At 61.1% G+C, this 19,753-nt stretch carries 18 protein-coding genes; 3 read left to right on the top strand and 15 right to left on the bottom strand.

The genetic code is table 11. The annotated features are described in order from the left end of the window. From ACIPO9_RS08720 to ACIPO9_RS08685, 8 genes are all read right to left on the bottom strand, one after another. Positions 1-807 carry an IclR family transcriptional regulator gene (locus ACIPO9_RS08720; RefSeq protein ID WP_400780112.1) on the bottom strand — a complete coding sequence of 269 codons (807 nt, stop codon included), beginning with the start codon at positions 805-807 and terminating at the stop codon, positions 1-3. Between the two features lie 144 nt (positions 808-951). Further along, positions 952-2,493 carry an AMP-binding protein gene (locus ACIPO9_RS08715; RefSeq protein WP_400780110.1) on the bottom strand — a complete coding sequence of 514 codons (1,542 nt, stop codon included), beginning with the start codon at positions 2,491-2,493 and terminating at the stop codon, positions 952-954. Positions 2,494-2,495: 2 nt separating this feature from the next. Next, the gene (locus ACIPO9_RS08710; protein ID WP_400780108.1) at positions 2,496-4,199 is read right to left on the bottom strand and encodes an ABC transporter permease subunit; all 1,704 of its coding nucleotides are present in this window, start codon (positions 4,197-4,199) and stop codon (positions 2,496-2,498) included. Further along, positions 4,196-5,263, bottom strand: a complete 1,068-nt coding sequence (locus ACIPO9_RS08705; protein ID WP_400780106.1) for an ABC transporter ATP-binding protein — start codon at positions 5,261-5,263, stop codon at positions 4,196-4,198. The genes ACIPO9_RS08710 and ACIPO9_RS08705 overlap by 4 nt, the downstream gene beginning before the upstream one ends. Before the next feature lie 10 nt (positions 5,264-5,273). Continuing rightward, positions 5,274-6,338 carry an ABC transporter substrate-binding protein gene (locus tag ACIPO9_RS08700; protein ID WP_400780104.1) on the bottom strand — a complete coding sequence of 355 codons (1,065 nt, stop codon included), beginning with the start codon at positions 6,336-6,338 and terminating at the stop codon, positions 5,274-5,276. Between the two features lie 154 nt (positions 6,339-6,492). Then, the gene (locus ACIPO9_RS08695) at positions 6,493-7,254 is read right to left on the bottom strand and encodes an enoyl-CoA hydratase/isomerase family protein (protein ID WP_400780102.1); all 762 of its coding nucleotides are present in this window, start codon (positions 7,252-7,254) and stop codon (positions 6,493-6,495) included. Positions 7,255-7,504: 250 nt separating this feature from the next. Next, on the bottom strand, positions 7,505-8,704 hold the full coding sequence (locus tag ACIPO9_RS08690; RefSeq protein WP_400608321.1) for an MFS transporter: 1,200 nt from the start codon (positions 8,702-8,704) through the stop codon (positions 7,505-7,507). 121 nt (positions 8,705-8,825) lie between these two features. Continuing rightward, positions 8,826-9,275 (bottom strand): hypothetical protein, encoded by a 450-nt coding sequence (locus ACIPO9_RS08685; RefSeq protein ID WP_400608323.1) that lies wholly within the window; start codon positions 9,273-9,275, stop codon positions 8,826-8,828. Between the two features lie 75 nt (positions 9,276-9,350). On the opposite strand from ACIPO9_RS08685, the gene ACIPO9_RS08680 reads away from it, so the two are divergent. Further along, positions 9,351-9,725: a MerR family transcriptional regulator gene (locus ACIPO9_RS08680; RefSeq protein ID WP_400780519.1), complete on the top strand. Its 375-nt coding sequence runs from the start codon at positions 9,351-9,353 to the stop codon at positions 9,723-9,725. A 238-nt stretch (positions 9,726-9,963) separates the two neighbouring features. On the opposite strand, the gene ACIPO9_RS08675 is transcribed toward ACIPO9_RS08680, so the two are convergent. The 4 genes from ACIPO9_RS08675 to ACIPO9_RS08660 all read right to left on the bottom strand — a co-directional run bounded on the left by ACIPO9_RS08675 (position 9,964) and on the right by ACIPO9_RS08660 (position 12,458). Then, positions 9,964-10,467 carry a glycine-rich domain-containing protein gene (locus ACIPO9_RS08675; protein ID WP_400780100.1) on the bottom strand — a complete coding sequence of 168 codons (504 nt, stop codon included), beginning with the start codon at positions 10,465-10,467 and terminating at the stop codon, positions 9,964-9,966. Next, positions 10,464-10,775: a hypothetical protein gene (locus tag ACIPO9_RS08670; protein ID WP_400780098.1), complete on the bottom strand. Its 312-nt coding sequence runs from the start codon at positions 10,773-10,775 to the stop codon at positions 10,464-10,466. Before ACIPO9_RS08670 ends, ACIPO9_RS08675 begins: the two co-directional genes overlap by 4 nt. A gap of 60 nt (positions 10,776-10,835) precedes the next feature. Further along, on the bottom strand, positions 10,836-11,555 hold the full coding sequence (locus ACIPO9_RS08665; RefSeq protein ID WP_400780096.1) for a hypothetical protein: 720 nt from the start codon (positions 11,553-11,555) through the stop codon (positions 10,836-10,838). Between the two features lie 366 nt (positions 11,556-11,921). Further along, positions 11,922-12,458, bottom strand: a complete 537-nt coding sequence (locus ACIPO9_RS08660; RefSeq protein WP_400780094.1) for a hypothetical protein — start codon at positions 12,456-12,458, stop codon at positions 11,922-11,924. A 192-nt stretch (positions 12,459-12,650) separates the two neighbouring features. Here ACIPO9_RS08660 and ACIPO9_RS08655 point away from each other — a divergent pair, with 192 nt between their 5' ends. Next, positions 12,651-13,814, top strand: coding sequence for an MFS transporter (locus tag ACIPO9_RS08655; RefSeq protein WP_400780092.1), 1,164 nt, complete (start codon positions 12,651-12,653; stop codon positions 13,812-13,814). A 31-nt stretch (positions 13,815-13,845) separates the two neighbouring features. On the opposite strand, the gene ACIPO9_RS08650 is transcribed toward ACIPO9_RS08655, so the two are convergent. Next, positions 13,846-14,457 carry a glutathione S-transferase family protein gene (locus tag ACIPO9_RS08650; protein WP_400780090.1) on the bottom strand — a complete coding sequence of 204 codons (612 nt, stop codon included), beginning with the start codon at positions 14,455-14,457 and terminating at the stop codon, positions 13,846-13,848. Positions 14,458-14,741: 284 nt separating this feature from the next. On the opposite strand from ACIPO9_RS08650, the gene ACIPO9_RS08645 reads away from it, so the two are divergent. Further along, positions 14,742-15,113: a nuclear transport factor 2 family protein gene (locus ACIPO9_RS08645; protein WP_400780088.1), complete on the top strand. Its 372-nt coding sequence runs from the start codon at positions 14,742-14,744 to the stop codon at positions 15,111-15,113. Positions 15,114-15,161: 48 nt separating this feature from the next. On the opposite strand, the gene ACIPO9_RS08640 is transcribed toward ACIPO9_RS08645, so the two are convergent. Together ACIPO9_RS08640 and ACIPO9_RS08635 are read right to left on the bottom strand one after the other, a co-directional pair. After that, entirely contained in the window at positions 15,162-16,559 is a 1,398-nt protein-coding gene (locus ACIPO9_RS08640) for an efflux transporter outer membrane subunit (RefSeq protein ID WP_400780086.1), read from the bottom strand. Beyond that, entirely contained in the window at positions 16,559-19,753 is a 3,195-nt protein-coding gene (locus tag ACIPO9_RS08635; protein WP_400780084.1) for an efflux RND transporter permease subunit, read from the bottom strand. Before ACIPO9_RS08635 ends, ACIPO9_RS08640 begins: the two co-directional genes overlap by 1 nt.

Here is a 19,753-nt window from a genome sequence, read left to right as displayed (position 1 = left end):
TCAATTATGCCGCTTCCCCGAAATCGAAGAAGCCGTGGAAATCACCAGATCCGCATAGCGGCGCATGTCGCGCTTTTCGTCCCAGCGTGAACGGGAAACCGCGATGTTGACGGCGCCGATGCCGCGGCCATTGCTGTCGACGACCGCAGCGGCGGTGGAGATGTCGCCGTAGAAGTACTGGTCTTCGACGTGGGCAAAGCGCTCTTCTCGGACACGTTTGATGTGCTCGCGGATTTGCCCGACGTCAGTGACGGTAGCCGGTGTGTACTGCTGAAACTGGCTGCGCGCCAGGATATCGTCCACTTCGTCATCCGGGTAGGTCGCCAGCAGCGCCAGGCCCGGCGCGGTGCACCACGCCGGCAGGCGGGTGCCGACGATGACGTTGGCGTTGAACACATGACGGCTGACGATACGCAACACGAAGACGATGTCGGTGTCGTTCATGACCGTAAGGTTGGTGGCCTCTTCGGTTTCACTGCTGAGCTGTTGCAGGTACGGCGCGGCGCGGTTGACCAAATCGCTGGAGACCAGGTACTGGAAGGTGAAGTCCAGCAACTTGGGGGACAGTTCGTATTTCTTGCCCGGGTCCTTGTTGAGGTAGCCCAGGGTCGAGAGGGTATGGGTGAAGCGCTGGGTGGCGCTCAGGTCCATGCCGGTGAGGCTGGCGATGTCGGACAGGGATAACTGGCGCTGGCTGCCGTTGAAGGCCATCAGCACCTTCATGGCTTTCTCCACCGACTGAACATAGAGCGAGGATTCCTTGGGATCACTCGCGGCGGATTTTCGTGGAGCTTTTGGGTTCGCCATAGATACGCAGCATCAATTTGAAAAGCCGATTATCCGCATACTGGGCCACATGTTCTATTGCTATTCACTAAATATTTCACGAATACCTGCCTTGGCCGAAGGAAGTGATCGCGGCGGGATCACTTCCTCCGGCCTGCGGGCGATCTAGCCGCGTCGGTCCCAGGCGCCCGCCAGGCTGCGGTCCAGCAGGTGTTTCTTGATCCGCTCGCTGGGGGTCAGCTCGAAACGGTCGATGGCTTTGTAGTACCTGGGTTGCTGGTAGGTAGCCAGTCGTTCGTCCACCCAGCCTGCAAGGCCGGCCATGTCCGGCAACGCGCCCTCCTCCAATTGCAGGTAGAGCAGGATCTCCTGCTCGCCGACGTCCGAGTTCACGCCAACGGCGGCGCAGGCGCGGACAGACGGGTGCGCGCTGAACACACGCTCCACTTCCCAGGCGGAGACGTTTTCGCCGCGCACCCGCATGCTGTCGGTTTGACGCCCGACGAAAAACAGGTCGCCGTCGGCATCGAAGCGGGCCATGTCGCCGGTGTACAGACGGCCGTTGCGCAGTGCGCTGCTGGTGGCGCGCGGGTTGTCCAGATAGCCAGGCAGAAAGACGCCTTCAACCGGGCTCGACAACACCATCTCGCCCAACGACCCGACAGGGACCGGCTCCCCCTCCGCATCCAGCAGTTCAACGCGCAACCACGGCAGTGCCTTGCCAATCGACCCTGGTTTGTTGGTGGCGTTGAGCGTGGCGAAACTCGAACACTCGGTCATGCCGTAGCACTCGCGCAACGGGCAGTTGAAGCGCTCGGCGATGGCTGCCCAGTTGCCCTGGCTGATGCCCGCGCCCCACAGGGTTCGCAGGCTGTGGGTGGCGGGCCAGCGGCTGCCGTCCTGTTGCATGAGGATGTCGAGGATGCCACCCAGGTAGTGCAATTGCGTGGCCTGCGCCTCGCTGCACTGGTCCCAGAAACGGCTGGCGGAAAAGCGCTGCACCACGCTCAATCGCACGTCGGCCAGAAACGGCAGCAGCAACATTTGCGCCCCGCCGATGTGGCACAACGGCTCCCACAGCAACAGGCGATCACCGTCGCGCACGTCGGCCACTTTCAGCACCGCTTCGCTGGCGATGCGCATCATCCGGTGGGTGAACAGAACGCCTTTCGGCGCGCCGGTGGTGCCCGAGGTGTAGATCAGGCACAGCGGCGCATCGGTGGCGCTGGGGGTCAGCGTCAGGGTTGCCGACGGCCAGGTTTGCGCCGCCTCGTGCAAGGCATCGATGGAGCGATACCGCAGCGAGCCAGCGGCGCCCTTTTGCAACAGCGGTTCGAATTCGGCGTCGCCGACCACCAGGTCAGGCCGGGCATGTTCGAAGGGGTAATCCAGGCCCGGGCCGCGCAGCTTGGTGTTGATCGGAATCCACACCAGCCCTGACAGAATCAGCGCGTAGATCAGCACGATCTGCTCGTCGCTGTTGGTCAGCATCACCGCGACCCGCTGGCCGGGCTCAAGGCCCATGTCGGCCAGCACCGCCTGCAACGAGGCCACCCGCTGCCGCAACGAGGCGGTGGTCAGGGAACGACCCTCGAACGTCAGGCGCACACCTGCGTCGTCCGCCAGCAGGCCTGCGTGAATCAAAGGGGCGGTATCGAGCTGATCACCGGCAATACGATGGGGGAAGAACTCGGCATATGGATGCATCGTCAAAGCCCTTTGCGTTTCGAGATGGAGCGTCGCGATACCCACTGGGCAACCACGGCGAAAAATACGATGAACACCAGCAAGGTGGTCGAGGCCGCCGCCAGCGTCGGCGTCAGCGCGAGCTGGATGCTGTCCCACATCTGCTTGGGCAGCGTGGTGTTGATACCGCCGCTGACGAAGATGGCCACGGTCAGGTCATCGAACGAGGTGATGAACGCCAGCAGGAACGCCGACACCAGGCTGGCCGACATCAAGGGCAAGGTCACGGTGCGCAACCGGGTGAAGGTGCTTGCGCCCAGCATCCGTGCGGCATCGTCCAGGCGCCAGTCATACTGTTTGAATGCCGCCGACAGGGTCACCACCACATAGGGCAGCGCCAGCACCGTATGCCCCAGCACCAGCCCCAGGTCCTTGCCGGCCAGGCCAATGCGCGAGAACAGGTACAACAAGCCGAGGGCGATGACGATGCGCGGTACGATCAGGGGTGCGATGAACAGCACGAACAGCCCCTTGCGCCACCCCGCAGACAAGCGGGTGAGCGCCATCGTCGCCCCGAAACCCAGCACCAGGGCGAGCAGCGCCGTCGCAACGCCGACACCGAACGAGCGCATCAGCGCCGCCTGCCACACGGGTGACGTGAAGAACTCCTCAAACCATTTGAAGCTGTACATCTTCGGTGGGAACGCAATGAACGGGCTGCTGGTGAAGGCCAGCGGCACCACGATCAGCACCGGAAGAATCAGCAGCATGACCAGCACGATGCTGTAGCCGGTGAGCAGTTTGCTGTCCCCTCCCCGCGCCCGCTCCTTGCCGAAGCGCGCACTGAAGTGTCCGAGCCAGATCAGCACCTGCAGGCCGCGTCCGGAACGCTTGCCTTCTGGCGCCTCGCCGCCGAGTGAAGACAGCCCGGCGACGCGGTCGTAGATCAGGAACACCACCAGCGAGGACGCCAGCAGCACCACGGAAAGCGCGCCTGCAAAGCGCATGTCGAAGAGGTCCAGCACCGAGGAGATGACCAGTTGCGCCACCATCATTTCCCTTGGTGAACCCAACAACGCCGGCACGATGAAGAAGCCGAGGCTGGTGATGAACACCAGCAGCGCAGCGGCGGCAATGCCGGGCGCCGACAGCGGCAGGAAGATGCTGAAGAAGCTCATGGCGCGGCTGGCGCCCAGTGTCTGCGCGGCAGGCGCCAAGCGCTGATCGATGCTGCGCATGATCGGCAACAAGGTAATGACCGCCAGTGGCAGCATCGAATGCACCATGCCGATCAACACCCCGGACAGCGCAGGGACCAGCCCCGAGGGGTTGTCGATGACCGAAGCCGCGAGCGTGGTGACCAGGCCCTTGCGCGACAACAGCAGCATCCAGGCGTAGGTCTTGACCAGGTAGCTGGTCCAGAACGGCAGCATGATCCACAGCATCCACCGCTCACGCCCATAGGGCGAGAGGCGCGTCAGCAGGTAGGCGATGGGATAGGCCAGCAGCACCGCCACCAGCGCCGTCATCGCAGAAATCCAGAATGTGATACCCAACACGCGGCCATAGATCGGGGTGGACGCGATGCGCTGGAAATTGCCCAGGCTCAGGTCACCATTGGCGTCCTGAAAGCTGCCCATGAGCATCTCACCCACCGGCAGCAGGAAGAGAAGACACAGGAACAACAGCGCTGGAATGGCCGGCCACAGGCCGCGCCGCAGGTTCATGACCGTGCCTCGGCGGCCAGCAGCGTGGCGCGGTCCGCGTCCCAGGTGATTCCCACCTGATTGCCCACCTGCGGCTTGACCTGACGGGCGCAACGCACGCTGAACCGAGCACCGGACGGCAGGCGAATCAGGGCCCGGGTGTCACTGCCCAGGAATACGCACTCATCCACATAACCCACCAGCAAGCCCTGAGCAGGGTCGGTCAGGCGCGCAGCTTCAGGCCGGACCAGCACGAAGGCGTCATCGTCCACCGTTTGCGCGACCTCCTGGCCGACGCAACCGCTGAAATCGACCAACCGGCCTTCAACCGCGAACTGCTGGCTGTTTTCACGTCGCACCTTGAGCACGTTGGAGTGGCCGATGAACTCGGCGGCGAAGCGGGTCGCCGGGCGATCGTAAAGCTCCTGGGGCGTGGCCAGTTGTTCGATACGCGCGCGGTTCATCAGGCAGATACGGTCGGACAGGGTCAGCGCCTCTTCCTGATCGTGGGTGACATAAATGAAGGTCGCGCCCAGTTCCTTGTGCATGTGGCGGATTTCGAGCTGCATGTGTTCGCGCAGGTTCTTGTCCAGTGCACCCAGCGGCTCGTCGAGCAGAATCACCGACGGCCGATAGGCAAAACAGCGGGCCAGGGCGATGCGCTGCTGTTGCCCGCCCGATAACTCATTGGGGTAGCGATGGGCGAAATCCTGCATGCGCACCATGGCCAGCGCGTCATCCACTGCGGTCCTGGTTTCGGCCTTGCCCATACGCCGCATGCGCAATCCATAGGCGACGTTGTCCCAGACGCTCATGTGCGGAAACAGCGCATAACTCTGGAACACCAGCCCCATCCCGCGATCGCCGGGTGCGGTGTGGGTGGCGTCCTTGCCGTCGATCAAGAGTTGGCCGCTGGTGGGCAGCACCAGCCCGGAAATCATCTGCAGCAAGGTGGTCTTGCCGGAGCCGGAAGGCCCCAGCAAGGTCAGGAACTCACCTTCCTTGACCTGGATATTGGTGGGTTGCAACGCCACGAACTGGCCGTATGTTTTGCCCAGACTGCGGGCCTCTAGTTTGACGGTCATGCGGCCACTCCTACGACAAGATCCAGGCGTTGAAACGTTCTGTCACCTGGGTGCGATTCTCTGCCCACCAGCTCGGGCTGGGCAGGCGCATGTTCTTCAGGTTTTGTTCGGCGGTCGGCAGGAACGCGGCACGCTCGGGTGGGATCGATTCGAAGGCCTTGCGGTTGGTCGGACCGTAGGCCAGGGTGTCGGTAAAGTCGGCCTGGCGCTTGGCATCGGCACAGAAGCGGACGAACTCCTTGGCCATCTCCGCCCGCGACGTGCCCTTGGGGATGGCCCAGCCTTCGATGGAATACAGCCCCTGATTCCACACCACCTGAACCGGCGCACCGTTTTCAATCGCCGCCTGGGCGCGACCGTTCCAGGTCGAGATCATGTCCACTTCCCCGCTCTGGATCGCCTGCATCGCCTGTGCACCGGAGGTCCACCACAGGTCAATGTGCGGCTTGATCTTGTCCAGGCTCTTGAATGCGCGATCCACGTCCAGCGGATACAACTCGTCCAGCCCCACGCCGTCGGCCAAAAGCGCCTGCTCCAGGGTGTCCAACGGGCTGCGGCGCAAGCAGCGGCGTCCGGGGAATTTCTCGACGTTCCAGAAATCGGCCCAGGACTGCGGGCGCTTGCCTTCGTCCAGGGTGTCGGTGCGGAAGGCCAAAACGGTGGAATACACGTCCAGCCCCAGGAAATTCGGGGTGATGGCCTCGGGCATGAGGTCCGGGTAGTCCTTGGCGTCCAGCCCGATGGGTTCGAGAAAGCCCTCGGCTTCGAGGTAAGGAATGTCGGCCGAGATGGTGAGGATGGTGGCGTCCCACACGTAGTTGCGGGTCTTGACCATGGCCGCGAACTGCGCGACCGGCTGCGACTCACGCGCCACGCTGACGACCTTGATCCCCGTGGCTTTTTCGAAGGGGTCGTAGAACGCCTTGCGGTAGGCGATGGTGTACGGGCCGCCGGGATCGGAGACCACGATGCGCTTGTCCTGGGCGCGGACCACACTCGGAAGGCCCAGCGCCAACGCAAGCGTGGCACCGGCTTTTAGAACCTGACGACGATTTGGGGTAACTGGACTGCTCATGACTGACTCCTACGGCACGAATTGTTCGTTTTTGTAGATGGACGTGGGCAGGGCAAAGGTCAATCAGTTGGTTAGAGAGGTACTTTGCCCCTGTCATCCATGGTGCGGTGAAGCCCGGCGCCGACCCAGTGGCCGGCTGCCGGTCAAGCAGTGGTCACTTCCTGGCGCGCTTGCTGAAAAACTCTTCCATCATGCGTGCAGGCTCGCCCGAGTCGTAGGCTTCTTTCTGCAGACGACGGCCCGCTTCGATGCAGCTCTTGAAACCTTCCTCGCTCATTTCGCGGAAGCGCTGCTTGTCCAGGCGCATGGCAACCGGTGGCTTGGCCGCCAGCTCCTGCGCGATCTGCATGGCTTTCTCGAACACCTGTGCAGCCGGCACCAGATGATGAATCAGGCCAATGCGGTGGCACTCCTCGGCGTCCATCAAACGGCCGGTCAGTACCAGCTCGATGGTGCGCGACATGCCGAGCATGCTGTTCATGATCCAGGGACCGGTCGTGCTCGGGATGCCGGAGTTGATTTCCGGCTGGCCCATGCGCACCTTCGGGTGGCCGACACGGATGTCACCGAGCAGCGCGACCTGGAACGCCGAACCTGCGGCGGTACCGTTGAGCGCAATCACCAGCGGTTTGGAGAGGCCGCGCAGCGTCGCGTAGTAATGCTCCCACTCGCCGACCCACTCCACCGCGCGGTCACCGCTGAAATCGTGGGCCTCGGACAGGTCCTGGCCTGCAGAAAACGCACGGTCCCCTGCCCCGGTCATGATGATGGCCTTGATCGCAGCGTCGGCTTCGTAGTGCTTCAAGGCGGTGATGATTTCGTTACGCATCGGCGTGGTCCATGCGTTGAGCACGGCCGGCCTGTTCAGTGTGATAACCGCGACAGCACCTTGGATCTCAAGCAGAATGTCTGACATGTTTATCTCTATGCGATAGTTAATGTCTCAATACAATAATTAACTATCGAAAAATGCGCAACGGTCCGAAATCTTTTGTCGTATTCGGGTCAGGAGGGTCGCTGAGAAGCATGAAAGACGCCGGAAATGGCGTGAGGGAGGGCTGGAAGCGGACGCTTCAGCGGGCACCTGTCACCTCGATTGAGGGACAGGTGTCACACAGGGTTACTCAACAGTCTCGAGCCTGCCGGCATTGCGCCGGTTCAGTGACTCAGGACTGGCACGAGACAGGTTCTGGCCCCCTCAGGGAAACCAGCACGACCAGGGTCGCCAGCAAGGCGCAGCCCGATCCGGTCATGATGGCCGCCGTGAAGCCTGCGGAACCGGACACCAGACCGCCGATGAAGGCACCGCCGCCAATCGACAGGTTGACCACACACACCAGCAGCGCCTGAACGCCTTCGACGCGGCCGTTGGAGGCATCGAAACACCAGATCTGGGTGGTAATGGGGATCATCCCGAAGGCAAAACCCCAGAACACGATCACCGGCCACAGCAGCAGCGGATCGGCCACGAAGACCATCAGCGAGGTCAGCGACACCAGCATGAGCAGGGTCATGACCAACACCGACGACGGCGCGCCCCGGGCTGCCAGCACCCCGCCGGCCAGATTTCCCACCACCGCCGCCAGGCCAAAGGCGAACAACAGGACACTGAGTGTCGAGCCCGTCACCCCGGCCTGCTCCTGTACGTATGGCGCCAAAAAGGTGTAGGCCGCAAAGTGCCCCACGTAGATGAGCAGCGCAGCGGCGAACCGTCGGCGGATGGCGGCCTCGCCTGCCAGCGCGCGCATCTGCGTCATGCCGGCACTGCGCTCACCGGGCAGCGACGGCAGGAACCAGGCGATCAGCAAACCCACCCCGACGGTGACGGCCCCCGCCAGCAGGAACGCCGAACGCCAGCCGAAGGCTTCGCCGATGAGCGTGCCCGCTGGAATACCCGCCACGGTTCCCAACGACACCCCTGCCAGAATATATGACGTCGCGCTCACCCCTTCCCTGCCTGGGCGCAGGCGCGGGCCGAGCGAGCCGGCGATGGTCCAGAACCCGCCTAACGCAAAGCCCAGCAACACCCGGCCGGCAAGGGTCAGCCAGAATTCACCCGACAGCGCCACGATGAGGTTGGAGGCCAGCAGTATGCTCAGCAGCACCAGCAGGATCCGGCGCCTGTCGACATGACTGAAAAGCGCAATGCATGAAGGCGCCGAGACAGCGGCCAGCACACCAGGCACAGCCATCATCAGGCCTGCGTGATTGACGCTCACCTTCAGTTCACTGGCGATCGAAGGCAGCAGGCCCACGGGAAGAAATTCGGTGGTCACGGTCGCGAAGGAGCCAAGGGCTACGCTTGCGACCGCCCACCATGAAGCGCATTGAGGGGTGTTTGATTCAGAAGCTTTCACGCAATTCACAAAAAATCCGGGTCCTGTGTACAGCACTGACCGATGGGTCAGAGCACGAGACAGAGCACCCTACACGTTTATCAAGTCAGGATGTAACCGTACGGGGCAGGTCAATCCCGCCAGATCTGTATCAATTCGTCACATGTTCCCCACGACTGCCCCCTGAGCGATCCCTCCCTCGCTCGGCACCGGACACCGGCAGGCTCTGGGCAATGGCAAACGCGACCTCCATGAAGGTGAAGCCAAGGATCAGAAAACTGGCGCCCTTGGCCACTGCATAGATCTGCCACAGGGCAAACAGTCCCCTTGCCAGCACGTCATAGAGTCCCACGAGGCGGCTCGGATGCCGCAGCCGCCACAGCGACCAGACAATCACCACGCTGCCCAGCAAATTGACGAAGAGCATCTCCGAGACGCCAAGCACAGGGACCGGACGGTCCAGCCCCAGGGCCGCGGACAGTGCGGCGAAGCCTTGCAGGCAGAGCGACGCCGACCACGGCGTCATGAAGGCCGCCGTGGCCGCCAGGTCATACCAGGCACTGGCCCGCACGATTTTCAGATTGTGGTTTACGTTCAGCATGCTCATCCCTCACAGTTTGGACCCTCAGGCTAAAGCCTGGAGTAAGGTCCAGAGTCAATGCGAGAAACCATGAAAATGAGAATCGGCGACGTCGCCAGGCGCACCGGCGTGTCCGTGGACGCCTTGCGGTTTTATGAAGACAAAGGCCTGATCAAGCCCCAGCGAACCGCCAATGGCTACCGGCTCTACCCCGAGGAAACACTGCAACTGGTGGGGTACATCAAGTTGGCGCAGCAGTTGGGGTTCTCACTGGCGCAGATCGGTGAAAACCTGCCACTGCTGTGGAATGCTGAAGAAGCATCGAGCGCGCTTCTGGCCGAGTTGTTCGCACAGAAGATTGCAATGCTGGACGAGCGCATTTCACAGATGCAGGCGCTGCGAAATGTGCTGGCCGAGCGGGCGCAGCAGGCGTGTCCGCTGTTGGTGGGTGAGTTGGGGACGGTGGTGTGAAGGCGATTGCTCCTCAAAGCCAGACAGGCAGGAGACTTGAGTGATCCCCATGCCTGTCGCGCCCGTGAACTTACTTGGGTTTCGCCGGCAAACGGTTACCGCGTCCGCCGCCAGACTTGTTGCCTGTGGTGCTTGGCAGATTTGGAACGACCGGACGGAACTCTTGCTCAGGACTTGGGCTGCTAGGTTTCAGAGGCTGCTTGTTCATGACATCGTTTCCTTTAGAAGTTGAGTGAGATTACTTGCATGCACCTTCTACTCGGCAGGCGCAGGCCGTCGGCGCATGGCACTTGTGGTCGACACCGCAACGCATCCCCTGTGCCTGATCACCACCCGGATACGCGCCATAATGTTTTTCATACAGTGCAACCGTCTGGGCAAAAGCATTCTTCAACTCTTGGTAGTCGTCGTGGCCGTAGATGCCAAAATACGGGTAGTGGTCGATGAAGCGACCGAACACTTGCTGGCAGTCCTCACGATAGGCGCGGGTATCCAGTATGTGGGCATGCCAGAGAGCATCCACCATCTTGCTGGGCACGAGCGCAACAGATGGATAGAAACTTTTGAGGGATAAAAAGCGGCGGTACTCCATTTCAGCCAGATCCCATTCGGAGGCTGACATCTCAGCCTCCGAGGACTTGGTGTATTTATGCTTCAGACGCGTGAAGTCCAGAAGACTGACACTGAGCACCAGACCGTTTGCCGCTAACTGCGGCGCATTTAACGAGAATATCGCGTTCATATGTGTTTCTCATGTGATTGAAGGTTGCAGGCTTTAATGGCCCGCCTTCGCTTCAGCTCACGTTCGAAACATTGGCGGCTGACCAGCGCGCAAGGTGCGTAGCCGGTTGATGTGAGTTGATAGAGCAAGCGCCAGTCACTGCCGAGCTTGAAGCGCAGCAGACCTTCACGACACCGCACGCGCTTGCCGCCCAGGACAGTGAATGGCGTCCCCGATGCCAGGGCTTGATCAATGACCAAGGCTTTGGTCTGGTGATTGGCACTAATCTGGTGTGGGCAACTGGAGAGAACAGACTGAATGGTGTACATGAATGGCTCCGTTTGTGATGACGGAGCCAGTTTCGGTGTGTGGATTCCACAGCCAACAGGTCAACGAAGAAAATCCAGCAAATCATCAAACTCCTTGGCGTTGTGATATTCGCCGACGATGAGGTCGCGGTATTTCAACAGCAACGCATTATCCGTCGCGATGTTGATGGCGCGCTCATAGGCCAGCGCCAGCTCACCGTTGAGGTAGTACGTCATCATGCTGTCGCCTACTGACAGCGCAGCGGTCTGGCTGGCCAGTGTTTTCAGCAGACTGCCCTGATGTGGTCCGAACGCCATTTGTGGCAGCGCATCGACAAATGGATTGGGCAGTTTTTCCCTACGCAAATCCACTGTGACCAGTTGATCGAGCAGAATGGTCATTTCCTGCCGTAACAGTCCAAGACCTGCCACGGACTGACGATTCAGAAATAGCTGGCGGGCCCAGTCGGCATGGGCCTGTCGTTCCGAGCTGTCTCTGATCAGCGTGATCGCGACCTTAGGCGCACCGAACAAACCCTGCAATATGATCGCGTTCCAGACCAGCACTTCATCGTCAGGATTTATGCACCAGCGCTCGCGACTCCCTGTAGCACCAGGTCCATCCGGTCTGAAGCGTTCGATTGATAGCAGTGGTGCCAACGTTTCCTTGAGGGCACCGCGCCCCCGAGTAGTCTTGCTCCCCAGCGCGTCGATCAACGTATTGAGAGCATCCCTTAAACTGCCATACCGTTTCTGCGACAGCGGCGGCGATAGCGGCGGACAAAGCAGGCGCTCCAGCACTGCAGTGTGTTCAGGCCACGTACGACGATCAGAGCGCACAGGACTGCTCTAACAATGCGTCCACGCTTGGCAACTGATCAGCCAGTGGAGAGTAGATTGCAATGTGCGTAGCCTGAGCAAACCAATCATTTTGAGCGCATGAATGCGTGCGTCGAAACTCGTTGAGCACTCCTCGACAGTAACCCGCTCGCAAGGCGTCGGCGGTTGAGGTTGTAAGACCCGCAAGAAGGTGTTGCTCATCCCGCTTTGCGTAGACTCTGAGCAACTCTTTGCAACTGGTGATCAGATGCTTTGCCCCCTCATCAGCCAGGACACAAGGGGCAATAGCGCTGGCTAGGACCAAGGCAAGCGTGAAATTCAAGACTTTCAAGCGGTGACATCCTTTTCAGCTGTAGTGAACGCGGGTTCAACATGAGGAAAAGAGGGACTGCGTGAGCCGCTGACATTCCTCACAGGGGCTGCCAGGTAAAGCGCCAGCAGCGTGAGACCAAACTGTGCAAGCTCAGTGACGGGATCTATGGCGATTGCTGGCAGATCGAGAGAAGTACCCAACTGTTGCTCGACTCCCGTAATAAACCCCGCAACCGCCAACCCTCCACCCGCCAGTATCCCTTGGAAAAAGATTAACCGCCTCATACCCTTCAAGACACTTATGGCAAAGTACCGGCAGTAGCGAAAGTGCCGCCAGAGCAACAATGCGAAAATCATCATGAACGCTAGCTCAGCCCATGAGAGGTCGGCCCATCCTTCGCCATATGCAAAAATCCGCGAGGCGAGATCCAGCAGCGACAACAGACCCAATATCCAGATCGAGGCACTGACCAGCCAACTTATGAGCACGCAGAGGCAGTTTGTCAGGAAGCTATCTAGCCTCGCTATCAGCGAGAGTTTGGCGAGGTGCATCTGGACTCCTTGTCAGTCTGAGCTGCTTGGTGCAGTCATGGGTTAGCGCATAGCTGAGTCAAACAGCCAGGCCTGGCGGCCACCTGTGCGCTGTGTACTTTATCGGATTGCTGCGAATACGTCCGCTGCAGGCCGGCGCAGCGTCTATGAGAACTGCTGTTCAGCAAGCTTCGTCACTCTTGGGGAATGTGCATGAAACAAAGTCGATGGATGATTCTGATCGGATGCTTCATCGCCTACCTGTTCGACTCGGTCGAAATCGTGCTGTTTTCACTGGCGCTGCCGGCGATTTGCGCCGATCTGGAACTGTCCGTGGTCCAGGGCGGTTTGCTGGTGACCTCCATGTTGGCGGGCGTCGGCGTCAGCAGCATTGCGGGCGGCTACGTTTCCGACAACCATGGGCGCAAGAAGGCGTTGGTGGCCTCGCTGGTCGTGTTCGGTTTGTTCACGGCCGCGTTGTCGGTGGGCAACGGCTTTGCGCTCCTGATCGTGCTCCGATTCTTGGCCGGGGTGGGGCTGGGCTCTCTCTGGAGCGTCATTTCAGCCTACATCGTGGAGACATGGCCGGCAGGAAGCCGCGGGCGAGCTGCAGCGTTCGTCACCAGCGCCCTTCCTGCCGGTGGCGTGATCGCAGGCATCCTGTCCGGGTATTTTCTACCTGATTGGCGCACGATGTTCCTGGTCGGCGGGCTTTCGATTCTGATCCCCGCCCTGCTCATCCTGATCGAATTTCGTGAGTCGGCGCTATGGTCGGAACAAAGGACCGGACGGGGAAGCGAGAGGATCGCCGTGCGTCACGTATTCACGGTTGCCCTGCGCCGCTCCACGATCCTCGGCACCCTGATGTCTGCCCTGGCCTTGACCGGTTTCTGGGGCGCGATGACCTGGCTGCCCACTTACCTTGGGCAGGAGCGAGGCCTGCCCGCTGTGTCAGTCGCGTGGCTGGTCACGGTGTTGAACATGGGAATGTTCGTGGGCTACAACGCTTTTGGTCTGTTGTCGGACCGTATCGGTCGGCGGCTGACGATCATCATTACGCTCATGGGTGTCGCGGTGATCATCCCGATCTACGCCTCAACCAGCGACCATGCGACCTTGCTGTGGCTAGGCTTGGGACTGGGTCTTTTCAGCGCATTTTTCGGAATTTTCGCCTCCTACCTCGGGGAGCTTTTTCCGACACGGGTCCGCTCGACCGGAGCGGGGTTCTGCTTCAATGCAGGGCGGGGCGTGGCTGCCATCGCACCTTTTGGTTTGGCAGGTCTCTCTGGCGTCGTGGGTTTCAGCGGGGGGCTGATCGTTTGTGCCGGTTTGTTCGCCTGCTCGGCACTGGTGGCTATGCTGATGCCCAAGACCTGAGTAAACCGGCACCCATGTTGCGTAATGCCCTTTAATAGTCAGCGCTCGGTCGGGTGCGAAAATGTCTGTACCAGGCATCCAGCCGCGGGTGAGAGGTGCCGAACGGCAGATTGAAGCGCTCTCGCGCGGTCTGGAAAATCGCGAACACTGTGCAATCGGCAATGGTCGGTCGATCTCCCGCCAAAAAGCGCTTGTCAGCTATTGCCAGCTCCAGCAGGTCCAGCAGCTCTTCGACGTGTCGAAACAGTTTCGCGGCAAATACCTGGGAGGGTTCCGGCTCGTTTCGCGGGAACGCCCCGGTGACATTCCATAGCCACAACTGGCTTCTGACGATCAGGTCGCTGCCGATTCTTTCCAGCGCACGGACCTGCGCGCGAGACAAGGGATCAGTGCCGATCATAGGGTTCTCGGGGTACAGCTCTTCGAGGTACTCGACAATGGCTGCCGACTCGGTGATCGCCGCTCCCTCGTGAGTTACCAGAGTCGGCGCGCGGCCTGCCGGATTGATTTGCAGGTACGCTGCAGAACGGTGCTCCAGTTTCACATGATCGAGTGTGTATTGAGGGACATCGAGCCCCTTCTCTGCAATGTAGATCGCAACGCGTCGGGGGTTGGTCCCCATCGGAAACTGATAGAGCAGCATAGCGATACCCCCCATTGAACTGGCGCAGTCAAGCCAGGTGCCGCATCCGTCTGAGATCCTGACGGGTTGTGCGCTGACAGGCAATGTCAACGAACGCTTGCGATGCTGTCGTGTTCAAGTCGTGGCCCTGCGCTGATTGAAGGCACAGAGCTCCGGCCAGGATCATCAGCCGTCACGCCCGGAAGATAAACGCGAGGTGGCGCGCAAGTCTTACGCTGTCAAAGCGTAAATAAAGGGGTTGTGACGTATTAGCCTGTTGGCATGCATCCATGCGAGGAAACACCATGACCGCCCCAATCGGAACACCTGATTACGACGCACTGCTGCGCGCCAACCTGGAGCGCGTCTTCAATGAACGTGATGCCGCAACGCGCCAAGCCGCGGTGAAAGAACTGTTTTCCGAGACACCAACGATGTACGAGCCGGACGGTATTGTCACCGGGCAGGCGGCGATCGGCGATGTCGCCGGCGCGCTACTCGAACAGTTCGGCCCGGACTTCGCCTTCGTGGCCGAAGGGGTGGCGGTCGGGCACCACGGGCTTGGCTATCTGCGCTGGCATGCAGGGCCAGAGCAGGGCCCTGTCGTGGTGCGCGGTGCCGATGTGGCAGAGGTCGAAGACGGCAGGATCGTCCGGCTGTGGGTGCTGCTGGACTGATCGGCTCGTTGCAGCACGGCTTGCCGGCGGGGGCGTCAGCGAGGCCTGCTAATTCACACTCGACCACCCTCCTCCAAGCGCCTTGTAGATGGCGACGATGCCTCGGTACTGGTCGATTTCCGCCTGCGCCTGAGAGTCCTCGGCCGCCAGGCGTTCGCGTTCGGCATCCAGCAGCACGAGAAAGTCAGCGGTACCCTCCTTGTACTGGATGTTGGCGAGGTTCGCGGCCTTGCGACTGGATTCACTCTGGCGCACCAGCGACACCAGCCGCTGCTGACGCTTGTCGTAGTCGCTGAAGGCGTTCGAGGTTTCCTCAAGCGCCAGCAGCACATGCTGCTCATAGTTGGCCAGTGCGCCTTCCGCGTCAGCGTTGGCGCCCCTGATCCTGGCCCTGACACTGCCCAGATCAAACGCCGCCCAAGTGATACTCGGCCCAAGCCCCCAGGCCTGCGCCGCACCTGAACCGAGCTGCGAACCCCGGCTGGCGGTCCACCCCAGAAAACCGCTGAGGCTGACCCTGGGAAACAGGTCCGCGGTCTGCACGCCAATCCGCGCGGTCTGCGCCGCCAGTTGCCGTTCGGCGCTGCGCACGTCCGGGCGGTTCTCCAGCAGCCTGGTCGGATCACCAATCGGCAGCGCCCTGGAGATAGCCGGTAGCCTTGCCGGACTCAAGTTGACGCTCATGCGGTCTGCACGTTCTCCCAACAACGTTGCGATACGATTGCGTTGACGAGCCTGCTCCGCCTGCAACTGCGGAATGCTCGCCTCCACGGCGGCCAGACGCGCATCGGCCCGCACCACGTCGATCTCGTTGCCGACGCCCTCGTCACGCAGTTGCACGGTGACCCCGCGAGACTCCCGCTGATTGTTCAGGTTGTCCCTGGCGATCCGCTCTCGCAATTGCGCGCCACGAAGCTGACCGTAGGCGTCCACCAGTTCGGCGATCATGGTCACCTGCAGATGGTAGAGATCCGCCTCGGCCGCCTGCTGGTCCGCCTCGCTGGCTTCCAACTGGCGCTGAATGCGGCCGAACAGGTCGATCTCCCAGGCCATGTCCAGACCCAGGTCGTAGCGCTCCTGATTGACACGGTGCTCGGTTTCACCCGGCACCTGGGCGCGGCCGATTTCACTGCTGGCGCGGCTGGTGACCACCGGCATGGCATCGTTACGGATATCGTCGCGTATGGCGCGTGCCGCCTTGAGCCGGGCGAACGCCACGCGCAGTTCCCGGTTACCCTGCAGCGACCGGGCAACCAGTTGGTTCAGCGTCGGATCGTCGAACTGCTGCCACCACAGGGTTTCGATCCGGCTGCGATCATAGCTGCGTTGCGCGGCGGCCTGGATATCGGCAGCCGGCGTATCAGGCTTGCGGTAGTCAGGCCCTACAGTGCACGCCGCCAGCGCCAGAGCCACCAGCCCTGGCAGGAAGGGTTTGACTGTGTTCATCAATGAGCCTCCGGCGCGATAGTCTGGATGCGCGCGGCCCTCTGGGCCTTGCGGGCTTGGCTGCGCTCCACATGATTACGAATCAGCACGTAGAAAACAGGGGTCAGCAACAGGCCAAAGAAGGTCACGCCGAGCATTCCGGAGAAGACCGCCACCCCCATGGCATGCCGCATCTCGGCACCCGCGCCACTGGACAAGACCAAGGGCACAACACCCATGATGAAGGCGAACGAGGTCATCAGAATCGGCCGCAGGCGCAGCCGACAGGCCTCCAATACCGCTTCCAGCGGCGCCTTGCCTTTTTTCTGCTGCTCGTCCTTGGCGAATTCAACGATGAGGATCGCGTTCTTGCACGCCAGGCCTACCAGCACGATCAGCGCGATCTGGGTGAAGATGTTGTTGTCGCTGCCCGCAATGATCACACCGGCAATGGCCGACAGCAGCGTCATCGGCACGATCAGCATCACCGCCAGCGGCAGGCTCCAGCTTTCGTACAGCGCCGCCAGCACCAGGAATGCCAGCAACACGCAAAGCGGGAAGACCAGCAGCGCCGTGTTGCCCGACAGGATCTGTTGATACGTCAGGTCCGTCCACTCGTAGGTCATGCCATTGGGCAACTCCTCCTTGAGCAGTTTTTCCATCGCCGCCTCTGCCTGACCCGAGCTGTAGCCCGGGCCTGCCGCACCGTTGATTTCCGCGGTGATGAAGCCGTTGTAGTGCATCACCCGGTCAGGCCCTGAGCTGGGGGTGACGTTGAGCAAGGTGGCCAGTGGAATCATTTCCCCCAGGTTGTTGCGTACCTTGAGCTGGCCGATCTGTTCGGCATCCTGGCGAAAGCGCTGCTCAGCCTGCACGTTGACCTGGTAGGTACGGCCGAAACGGTTGAAGTCGTTGGCGTACAGCGACCCCAGATAAACCTGCAACGTGTCGAAGATATCGGTGATATTTACCCCGTGGGTCTTGGCTTTTTCGCGATCGATCGCGGCATCGATCTGCGGTACGTTGACGGTATAACTGGTGAACAGCGCCGCCAATTGCGGCACGCTGCGGCTCTTGGCGATGATATTCATGGTTTCTTTGTAGAGTTCGTCATAGCCCCGGTTGCCACGGTCCTCGATCTGCAGACGAAAGCCCCCGATAGTGCCCAGGCCCTGTACAGGCGGGGGTGGAAAGATCGCAATGTAGGCATCCTGAATACCGGCAAACTTCTGGTTCAGGGCAGCGGCGATGGCCGCGGCCGACTCGCTCGGATCGGTACGTTCCTCGAACGGTTTGAGCGGCGTGAACACGATCCCTGAGTTGGGGCTGTTGGTGAAGCCGTTGATCGAAAGCCCCGGAAACGCCACCGAACTGCCCACCCCCGGCTGTTTCAAGGCAATGGCAGACATCTCTTTCATCACCGCTTCGGTTCGATCCAGGCTGGCCGCGTCCGGAAGCTGAGCAAACGCGACCAGGTATAGCTTGTCCTGCTGTGGCACGAAACCGGTGGGCGTGGTCGAGAAACCGAGCCAGGTCAGCACGATCAGCCCCAGATACACCACCACCGCCACACCGCTGACTCGAATGACGCGGTTCACGGTGCTCACGTAGCCGTTGCTGGCCCTGATGAAAAAGCGGTTGAACGGTTTGAACAGCCAGCCGCCGAGCAACCTGTCCAATCCTCGGGAGAGCCTGTCTCTGGGCACGCCCTGCGCCTGCAAGAGCACGGCGGCCAGGGCCGGTGACAGCGTCAGGGAATTGAACGCCGAGATCACCGTGGAGATCGCGATGGTCAAGGCAAACTGTTTGTAGAATTGCCCGGTCAGCCCCGAGATGAACGCCGCCGGCACGAACACCGCACACAGCACGAGGGCGGTGGCGATGATCGGCCCGGTTACCTCGCTCATGGCAATCTGGGTGGCCTCGACTGGCGCGTGCCCCAACTCGATGTTCCGCTCGACGTTCTCAACCACCACGATCGCATCGTCCACCACGATACCGATGGCCAGCACCAGGCCGAACAACGACAGCGCATTGAAAGAGAATCCGAGCAAATGCATGATCGCGAAGGTGCCGATCAGCGACACCGGCACAGCGGCCAGCGGGATGATCGAAGCGCGCCATGTCTGCAGAAACAGCACGACCACCAGCACCACCAGGATCAACGCCTCGAACAGCGTGTGGATCACCGCTTCGATAGAACCGCGCACGAAGATCGTGGGGTCATAGACGATGCTGTAGTCCATGCCGGCCGGGAAGTCCTTTTTCAGCGTCTCCATCAGCGCCCGGACCTGATTGGAGATGTCGATGGCATTGGAACCCGGGCGCTGGAACACCGGGATCGCCACCGCCGGCTGATTGTCCAGCAGCGAACGCAATGCGTACTGGTTCGACCCCAGTTCCACTCGCGCGATATCACGTACGCGAGTAATTTCGCCGTTCTCGCCGGCACGCACGATGATGTTCTCGAACTCTTCTTCGCTGACCAGACGGCCCTGGGTGTTGATCGACATCTGGAAACTGGTGGCGCTGGGCGATGGCGGTGCACCCAGTTGACCGGCAGCAACCTGGCGGTTCTGCTCGCGAATGGCGGTGACCACATCGGTCGCGGTGATGTTGCGCGAAGCGGTCTTGTTCGGGTCCAGCCAGACACGCAGCGAGTAGTCGCCCATGCCGAAGAGCTGCACATCACCCACCCCGTTCAGGCGCGACAACTCATCCTTGATATTCAGCACCGCGTAGTTGGACAGGTACAGCATGTCGTAGCGGTTGTCGGGGGAGATCAGGTGGACCAGCAGCGTCAGGTCCGGGGACGCCTTGTCAACCGTGATGCCCAGCCGGGTCACTTCTTCAGGCAGCTTGGGTTCGGTGCGGGTCACCCGGTTCTGCACCTGCACCTGCGCGGTGTCCAGGTTGGTGCCCAGGGCAAAAGTGATGGTCAGGGTCAGCTTGCCGTCGGCGGTGGCCTGGGAAGACATGTACAGCATGCCCTCCACTCCGGTAATCGCTTGTTCCAGCGGCGCGGCGACAGTCTCGCCAATGACCTTGGGGTTGGCCCCAGGGAAGTTGGCGCGCACCACCACTGTGGGTGGCACGACTTCAGGGTATTCGCTGATCGGCAACTGGAACAGTGAGATGGTGCCGGCGATCAGGATCATCAGCGACAACACCGCCGCGAAAATCGGCCGGGTGATGAAGAAACTGGAAAAGTTCAT

The organism is Pseudomonas sp. NPDC090203, assembly GCF_044746765.1.
GTDB lineage: Bacteria > Pseudomonadota > Gammaproteobacteria > Pseudomonadales > Pseudomonadaceae > Aquipseudomonas > Aquipseudomonas putida_AD.
The sequence above is the reverse complement of the archived record's forward strand: the minus strand, read 5'-3'. Positions and strand labels throughout refer to the sequence as shown.

Bases quoted from the DNA above. Each gene is read 5' to 3' on its own strand.
- ACIPO9_RS08720 (WP_400780112.1), bottom strand. From the start codon at position 807: ATGGCGAACCCAAAAGCTCCACGAAAATCCGCCGCGAGTGATCCCAAG.
- ACIPO9_RS08715 (WP_400780110.1), bottom strand. From the start codon at position 2,493: ATGCATCCATATGCCGAGTTCTTCCCCCATCGTATTGCCGGTGATCAG.
- ACIPO9_RS08680 (WP_400780519.1), top strand. From the start codon at position 9,351: ATGAGAATCGGCGACGTCGCCAGGCGCACCGGCGTGTCCGTGGACGCC.
- ACIPO9_RS08670 (WP_400780098.1), bottom strand. From the start codon at position 10,775: ATGTACACCATTCAGTCTGTTCTCTCCAGTTGCCCACACCAGATTAGT.
- ACIPO9_RS08635 (WP_400780084.1), bottom strand. From the start codon at position 19,753: ATGAACTTTTCCAGTTTCTTCATCACCCGGCCGATTTTCGCGGCGGTG.
- ACIPO9_RS08675 (WP_400780100.1), bottom strand. From the start codon at position 10,467: ATGAACGCGATATTCTCGTTAAATGCGCCGCAGTTAGCGGCAAACGGT.
- ACIPO9_RS08685 (WP_400608323.1), bottom strand. From the start codon at position 9,275: ATGCTGAACGTAAACCACAATCTGAAAATCGTGCGGGCCAGTGCCTGG.
- ACIPO9_RS08650 (WP_400780090.1), bottom strand. From the start codon at position 14,457: ATGCTGCTCTATCAGTTTCCGATGGGGACCAACCCCCGACGCGTTGCG.
- ACIPO9_RS08695 (WP_400780102.1), bottom strand. From the start codon at position 7,254: ATGTCAGACATTCTGCTTGAGATCCAAGGTGCTGTCGCGGTTATCACA.
- ACIPO9_RS08700 (WP_400780104.1), bottom strand. From the start codon at position 6,338: ATGAGCAGTCCAGTTACCCCAAATCGTCGTCAGGTTCTAAAAGCCGGT.
- ACIPO9_RS08660 (WP_400780094.1), bottom strand. From the start codon at position 12,458: ATGCACCTCGCCAAACTCTCGCTGATAGCGAGGCTAGATAGCTTCCTG.
- ACIPO9_RS08655 (WP_400780092.1), top strand. From the start codon at position 12,651: ATGAAACAAAGTCGATGGATGATTCTGATCGGATGCTTCATCGCCTAC.
- ACIPO9_RS08705 (WP_400780106.1), bottom strand. From the start codon at position 5,263: ATGACCGTCAAACTAGAGGCCCGCAGTCTGGGCAAAACATACGGCCAG.
- ACIPO9_RS08710 (WP_400780108.1), bottom strand. From the start codon at position 4,199: ATGAACCTGCGGCGCGGCCTGTGGCCGGCCATTCCAGCGCTGTTGTTC.
- ACIPO9_RS08645 (WP_400780088.1), top strand. From the start codon at position 14,742: ATGACCGCCCCAATCGGAACACCTGATTACGACGCACTGCTGCGCGCC.
- ACIPO9_RS08640 (WP_400780086.1), bottom strand. From the start codon at position 16,559: ATGAACACAGTCAAACCCTTCCTGCCAGGGCTGGTGGCTCTGGCGCTG.